The 15,236-nt window shown below is 35.5% G+C and carries 14 protein-coding genes; 8 read left to right on the top strand and 6 right to left on the bottom strand.

Annotated features, from left to right (window positions below):
* Positions 1-2: 2 nt before the first annotated feature.
* Complete coding sequence (locus CSC80_RS01705; protein WP_058103630.1) at positions 3-461, top strand: TRAP transporter small permease; 459 nt, start codon at positions 3-5, stop codon at positions 459-461.
* Entirely contained in the window at positions 461-1,756 is a 1,296-nt protein-coding gene (locus CSC80_RS01700) for a TRAP transporter large permease (RefSeq protein ID WP_091609047.1), read from the top strand. Before CSC80_RS01705 ends, CSC80_RS01700 begins: the two co-directional genes overlap by 1 nt.
* 79 nt (positions 1,757-1,835) lie before the next feature.
* Here the strand turns inward: CSC80_RS01700 and CSC80_RS01695 are convergent, their stop codons facing one another.
* Both CSC80_RS01695 and CSC80_RS01690 read right to left on the bottom strand, forming a co-directional pair.
* Positions 1,836-2,855: a LacI family DNA-binding transcriptional regulator gene (locus tag CSC80_RS01695; protein WP_091606166.1), complete on the bottom strand. Its 1,020-nt coding sequence runs from the start codon at positions 2,853-2,855 to the stop codon at positions 1,836-1,838.
* 74 nt (positions 2,856-2,929) lie between these two features.
* Positions 2,930-3,622, bottom strand: coding sequence for an NUDIX domain-containing protein (locus CSC80_RS01690; RefSeq protein WP_091606163.1), 693 nt, complete (start codon positions 3,620-3,622; stop codon positions 2,930-2,932).
* Between the two features lie 472 nt (positions 3,623-4,094).
* Here CSC80_RS01690 and CSC80_RS01685 point away from each other — a divergent pair, with 472 nt between their 5' ends.
* The 3 genes from CSC80_RS01685 (at position 4,095) to CSC80_RS01675 (ending at position 7,747) form a co-directional block, all read left to right on the top strand.
* Entirely contained in the window at positions 4,095-5,156 is a 1,062-nt protein-coding gene (locus tag CSC80_RS01685) for an aldose epimerase family protein (RefSeq protein WP_343224325.1), read from the top strand.
* An 8-nt stretch (positions 5,157-5,164) separates the two neighbouring features.
* The gene (locus CSC80_RS01680) at positions 5,165-6,784 is read left to right on the top strand and encodes a sodium:solute symporter (RefSeq protein ID WP_099189340.1); all 1,620 of its coding nucleotides are present in this window, start codon (positions 5,165-5,167) and stop codon (positions 6,782-6,784) included.
* Positions 6,785-6,928: 144 nt separating this feature from the next.
* Positions 6,929-7,747: a glucose 1-dehydrogenase gene (locus CSC80_RS01675; RefSeq protein WP_099189338.1), complete on the top strand. Its 819-nt coding sequence runs from the start codon at positions 6,929-6,931 to the stop codon at positions 7,745-7,747.
* Positions 7,748-7,807: 60 nt separating this feature from the next.
* On the opposite strand, the gene CSC80_RS01670 is transcribed toward CSC80_RS01675, so the two are convergent.
* Positions 7,808-8,344: a lipid-binding SYLF domain-containing protein gene (locus CSC80_RS01670; protein ID WP_071341522.1), complete on the bottom strand. Its 537-nt coding sequence runs from the start codon at positions 8,342-8,344 to the stop codon at positions 7,808-7,810.
* A 275-nt stretch (positions 8,345-8,619) separates the two neighbouring features.
* On the opposite strand from CSC80_RS01670, the gene CSC80_RS01665 reads away from it, so the two are divergent.
* Positions 8,620-8,811, top strand: a complete 192-nt coding sequence (locus CSC80_RS01665) for a hypothetical protein (RefSeq protein ID WP_099189336.1) — start codon at positions 8,620-8,622, stop codon at positions 8,809-8,811.
* A gap of 59 nt (positions 8,812-8,870) precedes the next feature.
* Here the strand turns inward: CSC80_RS01665 and CSC80_RS01660 are convergent, their stop codons facing one another.
* Positions 8,871-9,701: a DMT family transporter gene (locus CSC80_RS01660; protein WP_262497223.1), complete on the bottom strand. Its 831-nt coding sequence runs from the start codon at positions 9,699-9,701 to the stop codon at positions 8,871-8,873.
* 393 nt (positions 9,702-10,094) lie between these two features.
* Here CSC80_RS01660 and CSC80_RS01655 point away from each other — a divergent pair, with 393 nt between their 5' ends.
* Complete coding sequence (locus CSC80_RS01655) at positions 10,095-10,913, top strand: SDR family oxidoreductase (RefSeq protein WP_058103621.1); 819 nt, start codon at positions 10,095-10,097, stop codon at positions 10,911-10,913.
* Between the two features lie 60 nt (positions 10,914-10,973).
* Complete coding sequence (locus CSC80_RS01650) at positions 10,974-13,211, top strand: c-type cytochrome (protein WP_099191370.1); 2,238 nt, start codon at positions 10,974-10,976, stop codon at positions 13,209-13,211.
* Positions 13,212-13,213: 2 nt separating this feature from the next.
* Here CSC80_RS01650 and uxuA read toward each other — a convergent pair whose 3' ends face one another.
* A complete protein-coding gene (gene uxuA, locus CSC80_RS01645; RefSeq protein ID WP_099189332.1) occupies positions 13,214-14,392 on the bottom strand; it encodes a mannonate dehydratase in 1,179 nt (392 codons plus the stop codon).
* 19 nt (positions 14,393-14,411) lie between these two features.
* A complete protein-coding gene (locus CSC80_RS01640) occupies positions 14,412-15,227 on the bottom strand; it encodes an SDR family oxidoreductase (protein WP_058103619.1) in 816 nt (271 codons plus the stop codon).
* Between the last annotated feature and the right edge of the window lie 9 nt (positions 15,228-15,236).

Below are 15,236 nucleotides of genomic sequence, written 5' to 3'. Positions count from 1 at the left end.
CTATGCGAAATAAAATAGACGCCGTTTTAGGCAAGACCTTGGTGCTGATTATGTCGGTTATGGTAATTAACGTACTATGGCAAGTTTTTACAAGATATGTTACCGGTAACCCCAGTTCATTTACAGATGAGCTTGCTCGTTATTTAATGATATGGATCGGCGTACTAGGTGCGGCATATGTGTCGGGTCGTAATCTTCATGTTGCTATTGATATTTTACCACTTAGGCAAAATGAGAAAACACAGAAAAAGTTAAAGATAATTGTAACCATTCTGGTAATACTATTTGTATTGTTCGCTTTTGTGATCGGAGGGTCTCGTTTGGTTTACATCTCATATGTACTGGGGCAACAATCACCTGCATTGCAAGTACCTCTGGCATTGGTTTATATCATAATTCCCATTAGCGGATTACTGATTATGTATTACAAAATTTCTGACCTTAAAAATATGAAATCATGATGGAGCATTTACCTATTTTAGTATTAGTACTGAGCTTCATATGTTTGCTATCCATTGGTACGCCGGTAGCATGGAGTATCGCTATTTCTTCATTGTTGACCATGCTGGTAACTATACCCGCCATGCCTGCATTTACAACGGTATCTCAACGGATGGCTACGGGGCTTGATAGTTTTGCCCTCTTGGCAATTCCGTTTTTTGTGCTTTCGGGCGAACTTATGAATAAGGGTGGTATAGCCCATAGGCTTATCGCCTTTGCCAAAACTTTAGTTGGTGCCTTTCCCGGTGGTTTAGCTTTAATAAATGTCATAGCCGCAATGTTAATGGGTGCTATTGCAGGGTCTGCTATGGCTTCTGCATCAGCAATGGGTAGTATACTTGGACCTGAAATGGAAAAAGAAGGCTATTCAAAAGAATTTGGCGCAGCGGTCAATATTACATCCGCTACAACTGGTTTAATAATTCCGCCTAGTAATGTGTTGATCGTTTATTCATTGGCAAGTGGGGGAGCATCTATAGCTGCCCTGTTCTTGGCTGGATACGTTCCGGGAATTATGACCGGGCTTTTTTTAATGATCGTGGCAGCTTTTTGGGCAAAAAAGAAAAAATATAAGGTAGGTAAACGTAGTAGTTTTAAACAAGTAGGTAAAACATTCATAGATGCTTTGCCAAGTCTTTTTATGCTTGTGGTAGTAATTGGCGGTATTGTAACGGGAATTTTTACCGCTACTGAAGCCTCTGCCATAGCCGTGCTATACAGTTTAATTTTAGGTTTTATATATAAGGAAATTACCTTGCCTAAACTACCACAGATTTTACTGGATTCTTCTGCCACTACGGCAATTGTTATGTTATTGATAGGTTCATCTATGTGCATGTCATGGGCTTTGTCCTATGAAAATATTCCGCAAGATATAAGCTCTGGACTATTAAGCTTAAGTGAGAATAAAATTGTTATTCTTTTGATCATAAACTTACTATTGCTCTTTGTGGGAATTTTTATGGATATGACTCCCGCCGTTCTGATCTTTACACCGATATTTTTACCTGTGGTAACCAAGTTAGGACTTGATCCCGTTCACTTCGGTATTATTATGGTTTTGAACCTTTGTATAGGTTTATGTACACCGCCCGTAGGCTCGGTACTGTTCGTTGGAGTAGGTGTGGCTAAAACTACTATTGAAAAAGTGTTTAAACCATTATTGCCTTTGTTTATTGCAATGATCATTGCACTGTTCTTGGTCACTTATATTCCACAATTGAGCTTATGGTTACCAAGTTTATTTGATTTGTAGGATTAAAGAAGGTCTTATTGATTATGTGGGTATTGTTGAAGCTAAAAAGAATACTTCTAGAGAAATAGTCCAATAATTTTTATGTTTTGCTGGACGATTTTCTGACAATTAATTTTGCTGGCAGCACCACGTTGCTCTGAACTTTTTCATTTGAATCATTTTCAATTTGTTCTAAAAAGACCTTTGCCGCCATTTTTCCCATTTCCAATGGTGACTGATCTACAGAGCTGATTGATGGTTCCATAAATTGCGTAAAGGGTTCGTTACTAAAACCTACAACGCTTAAATCTTCTGGTATTCTAATAGATTTACTTTGTAAGTATTTGACTGCACCTAACAATCCGTTGTCCGTAGATGAAAATATGGCATCTGGTGGTTCTGGTAAATTCATAAGTGTTTTTGCCGCATCTTTACCTGCCTCCATATTACTTTGCAAGGAAATTACATATTCCTTTCTAAAGGGTATGTTATGTTTTGCCAGCGCATCTTTATATCCCTTAAATCTATGTTGGTAAAGTTCAATACTTTGGTCAACGTCAAAGTGCGCAATTTTTTTACAGCCTTGTGCAATTAAATGCTCCGTTGCAACAAAACCACCTTGGTAGTCATCAATGGTAACAGTGCTTATTTCATTGAACCGTAAAACCCTATCAAATAGTATAAAAGGCGTACTTTTTTTAACGGTCTCCTTGAATTCATCTTTATTCTGCTCGGTAAAAGATGTAGATAATAATATACCATCTACCTGCGCATTTAACAGGTTCTGTATAATTTTCTTCTCCCGGTTTCTATCCTCATAGGTTTGCGATATAATTACATGAAAACCTTTTGGATATAGTTCATCTTCTATACCACGAATTACAGAGGCAAAGAAATTTTTATTGATGAAAGGTACTACCACCCCAACATTTTTACTTTTACCACTTTTAAGTGCTAATGCAAGCCTATTCTGTTTGTAGTTTAATTTGGTAGCGGTAGCTAGTACAAGATTGCGTGTTTTTTCGCTTATTTTAGGATTATTGTTCAAAGCCCTTGATACCGTTGCAGCGGTAATGTTCAATTCTTTTGCAATGTCGTAAATGGTAGCCTTTTTGCTCATAGAAAAATGTATGATAAATTTACGAAGATTGAATAACTTACCGTGCTCAAAAATGTCTTAAAATAGAAGGATGTTTAAATTTTAAAACTAAAGCCTTTCTCTACTTTTTTATGATATTTATTTTGATCGAATTCAAATAGAAAAGCACCTTTTTTAGAGGAGCTCATATCTTTCTCTTTCAATTTTGTCAATAAATCCAATGAGTTGAATTTGTTAATAAAGTTTCGCTTATCCAGTTCGGTATCCAAAATAGCTTCGTAAAGCTTTTGGAGCTGTCGCATCGTAAATTTTTCTGGTAAAAGTTCAAACCCAATAGGCTTACAACTTATTCTATTTCTTAAAAGAGTCAATGCTTCTTTAACCATTATATTATGGTCAAAAATCAATGTAGGTATATCTTTTATGTCAAACCATTTAATCGGATTTTGCCTCAGTAATTCTTTACAATGGTGTTCTATATTTATAAGGGCAAAATAGGTTACCGAAATGGTTCTTTCTTCCGGATCACGGTCTATTTTAGAATAACAATGAACCTGTTCCATATATACCTTATTCAAGCCTGTTAAGTTCTTTAATATACGGGCAGCTGCTTCTTCTAGGTTTTCTTGCATTTTAAGAAAACCACCAATAAGTGACCATTCTCCTTTAGCTGGTTTAAAGTCTCGTTCAACGAGCAAAATTTTTAATTCTTCTTGATAAAATCCAAAAATTATACAATCTATAGCAAGTAGTACTTTGTCCTCTTTGCGATAATTATTCAAAACCATTATTCATTTTTTGCGAACCTAAATTAATGAGTTTCAATTGAACTGAACCACGTTTTTGGTAGAAAAGGTCTATAGTTTTTTCTATAGTTGGCTATTAATAAATGTGTTAGTTGTTTTTTAAAGGCTTTGATTTGCTTTGTAAATGGTTTTTTATATCTAGATAATTTTACGGGAGCAAGTGAAAAACGCAGGGAGAACTAATTTTGGAATAAACCCTGAAAATGTTAATCTGATGATTGTATTTTTTTTATTTAGAATCATTTAAAATTAGTTCGATTTAAAAAAATAAAAATAAGTCTCCCAAATTATTGTAAGAAGTTCGTTTTCATTAATTTATGAATATTTGTCACATATTATTATGAAATTGATTAATATATCTAAGTATTTGGTGTTGATTATTGCTATTTTGATAATATATTTAGATTTCAACATGGAATATGTTAAGGTGATTTGGCAAAATGATAAAATTTCAATGAGGATTAAAAAAAGTAATTATGGTGTTACGGTAAATAAGGATAAGGTAGAGTTATACAAACTGTATAATTTGAACGGAATTCAAGTAAGCATAATAACTTTTGGAGGAAGAATAACAGCTGTTGAAACTCCTGATAAAGATGGAAATACTAAGAATGTTGTTTTAGGTTTCAAAAACTTGGAGCAGTACGAAAAACCTAACCCATATTTTGGAGCTCTTGTTGGAAGATATGGAAATCGTATTGCAAAAGGGAAATTCATCTTAAACAATTACGAATATCAACTAGCAAAAAATAATGGTGAAAATAGTCTACATGGTGGTGTGGTAGGTTTTGATAAAGTGGTTTGGAAAGTTGAAGATATTCAGGAAAATAAAACCTCGGCTTCTTTAAAACTTAGTTACTATAGTAAAGATATGGAAGAGGGTTTTCCTGGTAATTTAAAAATAACGGTCACCTACACGCTTAATTCTGATAACAGTTTTGATGTTTTATACGAAGCAACTACAGATAAAACTACCATTGTAAATCTTACACAACATTCCTATTTTAATCTTTCGGGCGATTTCTCTCAACCTATAATTGATCATGTTGTGGAGATCAATGCAGACAAATTTGTGCCAGTGAATGCTTCGCTGATTCCTACAGGTGAGTTGGCAGCTGTAGATGGTACACCGTTCGATTTTAGAATACCAAAATTGGTGAGTGAAACTATAAACATGAACAACGATCAAATTACTTTAGGTGGTGGTTTTGATCATTGCTGGGTGTTGAATAATTCTGACAAAGGGTATAGGCGTGTAGCAAAGGCATATCACCCAGAATCGGGCAGAGGTGTTGAAGTAATTACGGATCAACCAGGTATGCAATTTTATACAGGAAATTTTTTAGATAGTACGCTACCAAGACCAAACGGTGGTTTTTACGCAAAAAGAAGTGGCTTTTGTTTTGAAACCCAACATTTTCCAGATGCACCAAATCAACCAAGTTTTCCTTCTGTAGTACTAACTCCGGAAGAAAAATACCTGACAAAAACCACGTTCAAATTCACAGTTAAATAAACCATACCATGCAACAGTTAGACCATTTAGATTGGATCAGTATTTCACTCTACTTTTTATTACTTGTAGGTGTAGCCATATGGGTAATCAGAAAAAAAGAAGATAATACGGAAGATTACTTTTTAGCCGGCAGAAATGTTGGCTGGTTTGTAGTAGGTGCTTCAATATTCGCATCAAACATTGGCTCAGAACATGTAGTCGGTTTAGCTGGCACGGGAGCAAGTAATAAATTGCCCTTGCTTATTTATGAGATACATGCCTGGGTTGTATTAATGCTAGGTTGGGTGTTTTTACCATTTTATGCTAGGAGTGGCGTGTTTACTATGCCAGAATTTTTAGAGAAACGTTTTGATGCCAGGTCAAGATGGGTGTTATCGGTTTTCTCTATTGTTGCATATGTGCTAACAAAAATATCGGTGACCATTTATGCAGGTGGTGTGGTAGTTTCTGCATTATTGGGTATAGATTTTTGGACGGGAGCCATAGCTACGGTCATATTAACAGGACTTTATACTGTCTTGGGCGGTATGAGAGCAGTGGTATATACAGAAACGTTACAGGCAATTTTATTAGTGGTTGGCGCTGCTGTATTAACGTTCATTGGGTTAGATAAAGTTGGTGGATGGGGAAGTATGGTAGATACCTTGGGACCAGAATATTTTAATATGTGGAGACCTGCGACCGATCCGGATTTTCCTTGGCCTTCATTGTTCATTACAAGTACTATAGTCGGTATATGGTATTGGTGTACAGACCAATATATTGTACAGCGCACATTAACGGCAAAGAACATAAAAGAAGGAAGGAGAGGTACCATATTTGGAGCATTGTTAAAATTATTACCTGTTTTTTTGTTTTTGATACCAGGAGTTATTGCATTGACGTTGAAAATGCGAGGAGAATTACATTGGGAAAGTGCAGATGAAGCATTTCCGGTGTTAATGAGTAATTTGTTGCCATCAGGCCTTAGAGGTCTTGTGGCCGCAGGGTTATTGGCAGCTTTAATGAGTTCTTTGGCTTCGGTATTTAATTCATGTTCTACCTTGTTTACAGTTGATGTCTATAAAAAATTACGTCCGGATACACCGGAGAAAAAACTGGTGAGAACAGGACAAATAGCTACTGTTTTTGTGGTGATTATAGGTATTATTTGGATTCCGATAATGGCAAATATATCAGGAGTGTTATATGAATACTTACAAAGTGTACAATCGTATATTGCACCACCCATTACTGCTGTATTCTTATTAGGAATTTTTTATAAGCGAATTAATGCCACGGGAGCTTTTGCAACCCTTATCATGGGAATTTTAGTAGCCTTTTTTAGAATTGCGTTAGAGTTGCTTAAAGATAATTTTGATTCCGATGGGATATTATATTATCTGGGGGATATGAATTTCTTGACTTTTGGTGCTTGGTTCTTTTTATTTTGCTTAATCTTTATGGTAGTAGTTAGTCTATTAACGAAATCGCCTGATAAGGAGCAAATAGTCAACCTAACATTTGGTACTATAACCGAGGAAGAAAAGAATAAAAATAAGAATAGCTATAATTGGATCGATATTATCGTTTCTATTTTTATTGTATTGATCGTAATAGGTATTATGGTGTTCTTCAACGGAAAATAACAACTTGGTTTACTAGTATAGAAAGTGTCACCTATTTTAGGTGGCACTTTTTTCATTAAAATAGATGTGCATTATAAATAATTGCAATAGAGATAAAGAATTGATTTTTAGAAAATTAATTTTAAAGCACTAAAAAAAATACACATGCAAAAACCAAATAAAAGACTCGTAGGGCAAACCTGTATCATCACCGGATCTAGTGATGGTATTGGTGAAGCGGTTGCCAAAGCAATGGGAATGGAAGGAGCCAATATTGTTATTAATTATCATAGTAGTAAAGTGGAAGCTGAAGAGGTAGCACATTGGATCAGTGAAAATTCTGAATGTGGTGATGCTATTGTGGTCAAATGTGATGTTAGCAAGGAAGATGAAGTGCAGAATATGTTTAAAAAAACGATATCAAAATTTGGTACTGTTGATGTATGTGTAGCCAATGCCGGTTTACAATTAGACCACCCATTGCATGAAATGCCATTATCTGATTGGCAGCGAGTGATAGATGTAAACCTTACCGGTCAATTTCTTTGCGCAAAAGAGGCTATAATAGAATTTAAGAGAAGGGGAATGCGACCTGATATTTCAAATTCATTGGGGAAATTAATTCATATGAGTTCTGTGCATGAAGTAATACCATGGGCCGGTCATGCTAATTATGCAGCAAGTAAAGGTGGTTTGGTCATGCTAATGCAAACTATTTGTCAGGAATACGGACCGGATAAGATACGTTGTAACTCCATTGCACCCGGTGCTATTAAAACAGATATCAATAAGGATGTTTGGAGTACCCAAGAAGGTAGAGATGGTATGTTAAAATTAATACCTTATAAACAAATTGGTGTGCCCGATGATATAGGAAGTGTAGCAAGCTGGTTGGCATCGGATGAATCTGAATATATAAATGGAACTACCATTTTCGTCGATGGGGGTATGACCTGTTATCCAGGTTTTACTGCTAATGGGTAATTGGAAACAAAAAAATAGCCACCGAATTGGGTGGCTATTAGTTATTTTAATGAGAACTAATTATTGCATCAAAGGAGTGTAATCAAATTTTTGACCACCTACAGATGCATCTGCCATTAAACCGGCTTTTGGTAAAGCAAAAACGGCAACACCATCTCTATACTTTGCATTTACAGCAACACCAGATTTAAGTGCAACTGCAGAAGCTTCAGCAGAAAACTCAAAATCTCCTTCTTTAAACTCGGCTAAATCTTCAGCTGTTTCAAAAAAGATTACTTCCGTAATAGCTTGCCCGCCAGCTTGTAGACCTACACTTAATTTTTTTAGGTCGGCCATACCAACCTTTTTGCCATTTTCATATACTACACCGTTCCCCGATGCACCACCAATTATGAAGCCTCCTTTTCCAACGTTAGGAAAAACTACATATCCTGCAGAGTTGTTAAAGAACTGGTCTAAGCCAACATCCATTGTCATTAATTTTTCCTTTGCATTTTCGGCATCTTTAATTACTTTTTTGTCCTTACTGCTTTGTGCATTTACTCCAACGGCTACAAATAAAATAGCTGCTAATGTTATAGATTTTAAAATTTTCATCTGTTCTAGTTTTATAAATTTATTAGAATTGTTTCTATACCACAAAGTTAATTTGAAAGACAGGTATTGTTTGTTGTTATCCACATAAATATTGATTCAAAAGCATGTTAAATATTTGTAAATCAGTTAATTGTAAGTTAAAAATTGAGATTTTATTTATTTTGAAGTAGCTAAATGATTTGTGCACAGCATTTTAAATGCTTTCAATATTTCTTAAATATTTGTTAATTTAAAGTTTTCGTTTTATATTCATGACATATTAAAAGGAGATAATAATGGAAAAGCAAGAATATTTTTTTGATTCTAAAATGATAGCTAACCTTTTAATAGCTCTGACATTACTTTTATCAGCTGCTTATTACATAAGTAATGCTAAGGAAATTGAAGACGAGGTAAATACAGTAATTGTATCCTCTCTTAAAGATGTTAGCAATAGCTTGGCTGAACAAGAGACAACTAGAAAATAATTGTAATTTCTGACCATTACCAAAGCTACAGGTGAATAATCTGTAGCTTTTTTTATTGCCTATTTTTTGCCAACTATAACATTTGCAACCAGCGCAGCTATAATCATAAGTATTCCTATAAGGCTCCAAATAGAATAAATATCTCCAAACCAAAATATGCCAACCATAATAGTGAAGATAACTTCAATATATTTTAATGGTGCCACTAAATTTGTTTGTGCAATTTGAAATGCTTTGGTCATGAAAACTTGTCCAAAGAATCCAAAAATCCCTAAACTTAATAATAAAAGCCAGTCTATGCCGGTTGGGGTAATCCAATTGTTTATACTTAATAACCCGCCTATTACGGTACCTGTAAACATAAAGTAATTCACAATGACCATTGGGTGATCGTTGTTTCCAATTTTTCTAATAAGTACATAAACCAGACCACTAAATACGGATGCTGCCAAAACCAAAAGTAAGCCTGTTGAATTAATAGTGTTGTCAAAACCTTTAAGGACTAACACTCCTCCAAAAGCAAAAATAAATAACAACCACTGAATAGGTTTTAGTTTCTCTTTAAGTAATAATACTGCAAAAATAGCGGCATAAATAGGTGCAAGATATCTTAACGATACTGCTGTGCCAACAGGTAAATATTGCAATGACATAAAAAACAGGCTCATAGCGGTTAATCCCGCAAGAGCTCTAAATATCATAAATCTACGGTTGTTACCCAATATTGGGATTTTCTTGATTATTATGTATGATGTTCCTAAAATTAAAGAGCCAATGGTTCTGAAGAATACAATTTCAAAGGTGGGAAAATGGCTTAGGTATTTTACGAACGAGTTCATTAAACTAAATGAAAACGTACTAATGATCATAAACAAAATGGCCTTCTTCACAGTTCAAAATTATCAGTACAAAGGTAAATGCCTGTATTTGAAATCTTCTAGTTAAACGCTGATAATTACATTTCTCATTAAAGTTTTATCACTTTGATAATATAACATACTTGAAAGAAGTTGTTCTATAGAATTAGAGTAGTTTCTTCATTAAACTAAGAATAAAACCGATCATTTCTTAGCATTTTAATGTCCTTCAAATTAATTAAGGGAAGTTTTAATTTTAAAGGTCTTGAAATTTGACAGAATTATTTTATGGTAATTGTTATAATAGCCATAATGGTAGGGGAAGTTTTTGATAATTCCCTTAACTTGGCGGTACAATGCAGATACATTGTAGCTAGTACTGATGAATAGTAAAATCTTAATTTCAATTACACAAATACAGATAAAATGAACGAATTATTATCCTTAAAAGATAAAAATTATGCACTTTCAGGTGGAACAGGAACCTTAGGTGGATCCATTGCTGAATATTTAGTTGAAAATGGTGCTAAAGTTTTATTGTTAGGAAGGTCAGAAGATAAATTAAAGGGTAAGCAGAACGAGCTGAATGCGCTGGTACCAAATAGTACATTTGTTTTTAAGGTCGATGTCATGGACGAGTCTGAACTTGTGAAGTTGAAGAATAAAATAAAAGAAGAATTTAAACACCTTGACGGACTAGTAAACCTAGCTGGCGGTAATATTCCGGGAGCAACCTTAAGGCCAGACCAAACAATTAGGGATATTTCTATGGGTGATACTAGAAAGGTTGTCGATATCAATTTATTCGGTACGGTTATACCAACTGTAATTTTAAGTGAATTAATGGTAGAGCAGGGCTATGGCTCAATTGTTAATATTTCTTCAATGGCCGCAAAACAAACTATTTCTAGAGTTCTTGGATATTCAATGGCCAAGAGTGCAGTGGATATTTTCACCAAGTGGATGGCCAATGAACTGGCTTCTAAACATGGAGATAAAATTAGGGTAAATGCCGTTGCGCCCGGGTTTTTTATAGGCAATCAAAATAGACGTCTATTGACCAATGAGGACGGTTCTTTTACCGAAAGAGGTAACAGTATTATTAAAAATACTCCAATGGGTAGATTTGGCGATGCGTCTGAGTTAAATGGTATGGTTCATTACTTGCTTAGTGATGCATCTAGTTTTGTAACCGGTAGTATTTTTGATGTGGATGGTGGCTTTACTTCCTTTTCTGGAGTGTAAATGCAATTTTTAAAGTTTGGCTATTCTTGTAATCGATTACCTAATTTACCATTAATTTTCATGCGCTTAATTTTTTATAGTTTACTTGTTTTCTTCTGTCTTTTAATCTCTTGTAATTCAGGTTATGATGAAACAGAAGTGTCTTTAGATTCATATGTTGTAGAGGACGGATTCAACTTAAAGGTTTTGGCGGCAGAACCACTTCTCAAAGCTCCTGTTGCCATAGATTTTGATGCTAAAGGTAGAATTTGGGTAGCGCAAATGCCTGGGTATATGAACGATCTTCAAGGGTCTGGTGAAGAAGAACCTTCCGGCAGTATTGTTATTCTTGAAGACTTGGATAAAGACGGTGTCGCAGATCATTCTAAAATATTTATGGATAGTTTGGTAATGCCTCGGGCCTTGGCGCACGTTTATGGTGGTTTACTGTATGCAGAACCTCCATATTTATGGTTCGTGGATATTGAAAATGATAAGCCGGTAAACAAAGTTATGGTCGATTCAATTTATGCGGTTGAAGGTAACCCGGAACACCAGCCAAACGGATTGGAACTGAATATTGATAATTGGATTTATAATGCAAAGTCTAATTTTAGATATCGAAGAATTGATGGTGTTTGGAAAAAAGAACCCACTACCTTTAGAGGGCAATGGGGCATTACCCACGATAATTTTGGTCGACTTTACTATAATGATAATTCTAGAATTTTATTGGGAGATTATGTGTTGCCAAATACGCTGATAGATAACCAATATTATACACCTAAAGCTAGCGTAGATAAACTATTGACCAATGATCAAAGGGTGTATCCTGCTTTTGCGGGGTCTGTAAATAGAGGGTATGCAAAGGGAGTTTTGAATGCAGATAGCTTACTCGTCAATGCTACGGCAGCTTGTAGTCCATTGGTTTATAGAGGAGGGAGCTTTACTCAATCTTATTCCGAGAATGTTTTCGTATGTATTCCTGAAGGAAATTTGATAAAGCGTTTGCGTTTAAACTTTATGGGAGATGCTACCAAAGCCGAACAAGTTTGGCAGAATAAGGAATTTATAACCTCTTTAGATGAAGGGTTTAGACCGGTAAGCTTAAAGAACGGCCCCGATGGTAGTATGTATGTGGTAGATATGCATAGAGGTATGATTGGGCATCATGCATATATGAGTCCGTATCTACGGGATAAAGCAAAGGCTAAAGAATTGGATACTATTGTTAACTTCGGAAGGATTTTAAAGGTATCCCATAATAATGCAACTAATAATTATTTAACGGATTTTGATTCCTTAAATGGTAGTGAATTGGTCTCTTTGCTACAAAGTGATAATGGATGGATCCGTGATCGTGCCCAGCATTTTTTAATCTTTAAGGAGCTGAAAACGGTTATTGACGACGTTAAAGACCTTGCATTGAACAACAAAAATCCTTTAGGTCAACTACATGCGCTTTACGTTTTAGAAGGCTGGCATGCCTTGTCCTTTGATTTTCTTGTAAGTGTTATTGAAGAAAGTAATAGTGATGTAGCCTCTCATGCTTTGGTGATTTCAAAGGATTTTATTTCAGAAAAGTCAATTGAACAGGCAAGTCATATTTTTAAGAGTGCTTTGAATAGGAATGAATTAGGTTTAGATGTATACCTAGCCAATGTTCTAGGTCACTGGGTTAAAATTGATAACCATCGATTTCAGCCTTTATTGACCAAAATCTTAGAGCGAAGGGAGCTGAATACCACTGTAATAGATGCTGCAATCAGTGGTTTGGAAAAGGTAGATGCCGTTTTTTATAATGATCAGGTCATAAAGAAAAACCTCAAAAACACCCCTTTTCTCAGTAAACTTGAAAATGCGATAACTAATAGAAAATCTGAAAAGAAGAATGCTATTTATACTCGTGAAGTAATACGTGAAGATACGCGTACTAGTGGGTCTAAAATGTTTTTTCAAATTTGCGCCTCGTGTCACGGTGCAGATGGTAAAGGTATTGATGGTTTGGCACCACCACTTATGGGATCTGAACATGTTAAGAATACAGAGCGTTTGGCATTGATTATATTACACGGGCTGGAAGGTCCTGTTCATGTAAATGGAGAACGTTATGATATAAATTTGGCAATGCCCGGACTTATTAGAAATGAATCTATAAGCGATCAAGATATTGCCAATATTATATCATATGTAACCAATGCTTTTTCTGATCGATCCAGAAGTTTAAGCAACAAGCGAATTAGTGAGTTGCGAAACGTAAAGTCATCTACGGGGATGGAGTTTACCGAACCGGAATTACAAGCTTTAGATAGAAAATAGAACTATTTTAAGCTTTTTCTAATTCCCATTTCCAAACCTCTTAATTCCGCTAAACCTCTAAGTCTACCAATGCCGGAATACCCCGGATTGGTTTTCTTTCTAAGGTCGTCTAACATTTTATGGCCGTGATCGGGGCGTAAGGGCATTCTAGTATCGTTACGACCAGCGGCCTTTCTTTTATTTTGCTCATTGATCAACGCTTTCATTACCGAGTACATATCAACATCACCTTCTAAATGATTCGCTTCATGAAAATTACCATCGGCATCGCGCTGGGTACTACGTAAATGTATAAAGTGAATTCGATCTCCTAAACGGTCTACCATGCCCGGTAAATCATTGTCCGGTCTTACACCAAAAGATCCTGTGCAAAATGTTAATCCGTTATTAGGGCTATCAACGGCTTTATAAAGATCAACAATATCTTGTTCCGTACTTACCACTCGTGGTAAACCTAAGATAGGAAAAGGCGGGTCGTCTGGATGAATACACATACGAATACCCGATGCTTCGGCTACCGGAATAATTTCAGATAAAAATTCAAATAGATTTTTCTTTAATTCTTTAGGTCCTATGGCATCATAGGTTGCCAAAATTTCATTGAATTCTTCTAATGAGTACCCTTCTTCAGCGCCAGGTAAACCGGCTATTATATTACTGATAAGCTTGTTTTTGTCCGCTTCTGAAAGCGTTTGAAAATAGGCTTTGGCAGCATTTTTTTGTGTCTCGGTATAGGTGTTTTCCGCTCCGGGTCTTTTTAACAGATATAATTCAAAGGCAGCAAATGCATTAGCTTCAAACCGAAGAGCGGTAGAGCCATCTGCCACTTCGTAATCTAAATTGGTACGTGTCCAATCTAAAACGGGCATAAAATTGTAGCAAACCGTATCTATGCCACATTGTCCAAGATTGGTAATAGTTTGTTTGTAGTTGTCGTAATAGGTTATATAATCTCCTTTTTGGGTCTTTATTTGCTCATGAATTGGAACACTTTCTACGACCGACCACGTTAAGCCGGCAGCTTCAATAGTGTTTTTTCGCTTCATTATTTCTTCTACGGACCATATAACTCCGTTGGGAATATGGTGTAATGCGCTAACAATTCCTGTTGCACCTGCTTGTTTTATATCTGATAACGATACTGGATCATTTGGTCCGTACCAACGCCATGTTTGTTCCATTATATTTTTTTAAATTTTATTAAACTCCGCTAAATGCGCTAAATCCTCCATCTATTGGTACAACAATTCCGGTAACGAATTTTGATGCTTCGGCACATAGATAGTGAATAGTACCATTTAATTCATTGGTTTCTCCAAATCTTTTCATGGGTGTGTTCTTAATAATTGTTTCTCCACGTTCGGTAAATTTACCGGTTTCTTGATCAACTAATAAGGTTCTATTTTGGTTACCAATGAAAAAACCTGGTGCAATTGCATTTACGCGAATACCTTCTCCAAATTTTGTTGCTAGTTCTACAGAAAGCCATTTGGTGAAATTATCTATGGCTGCTTTAGAGGCTGAATACCCAACAACTCTTGTAATTGCACTTTGGGCGGTCATAGAAGAAATATTTATAATTACACCCTTATTGTTCTTAACCATTTCTTTGCCAAAAATCAAGGATGGTAAAATACTACCAAATAGGTTTAGATCAACCACTTTCTTAAAATGATCAATATTCACGTCAAATATGGTTTGGTCAACGGATATAGTGGCTCCGGGCATATTCCCGCCTGCAGCGTTGATTAAGATGTCAATTTTTCCAAATTTGGCGATGATTTTATCAGAAACTTCCTTTAAGTTTTTTTCATCCAAGGCATTGCAAACAAATCCGGTAACGTTATTGTTGATCTTTTTTAACTGCTTTATGGCGCTATTGACGATATCTTCTTTGTAATCCAATATGACAATGGTAGCACCGTTGTTAAGTAGGTAGCTTGCCATTTCTCCGCCAAGTATTCCACCGCCACCGGTTATTAGAATTACTTTGTTTTCTATACTGAATAAGTTCATTTTTGTGTT

It is taken from the genome of Maribacter sp. 6B07 (genome assembly GCF_002700155.1).
Taxonomy (GTDB): domain Bacteria; phylum Bacteroidota; class Bacteroidia; order Flavobacteriales; family Flavobacteriaceae; genus Maribacter; species Maribacter dokdonensis.
Note: the sequence above shows the minus strand (reverse complement) of the source record. Positions and strands in the feature narration are given on the sequence as shown.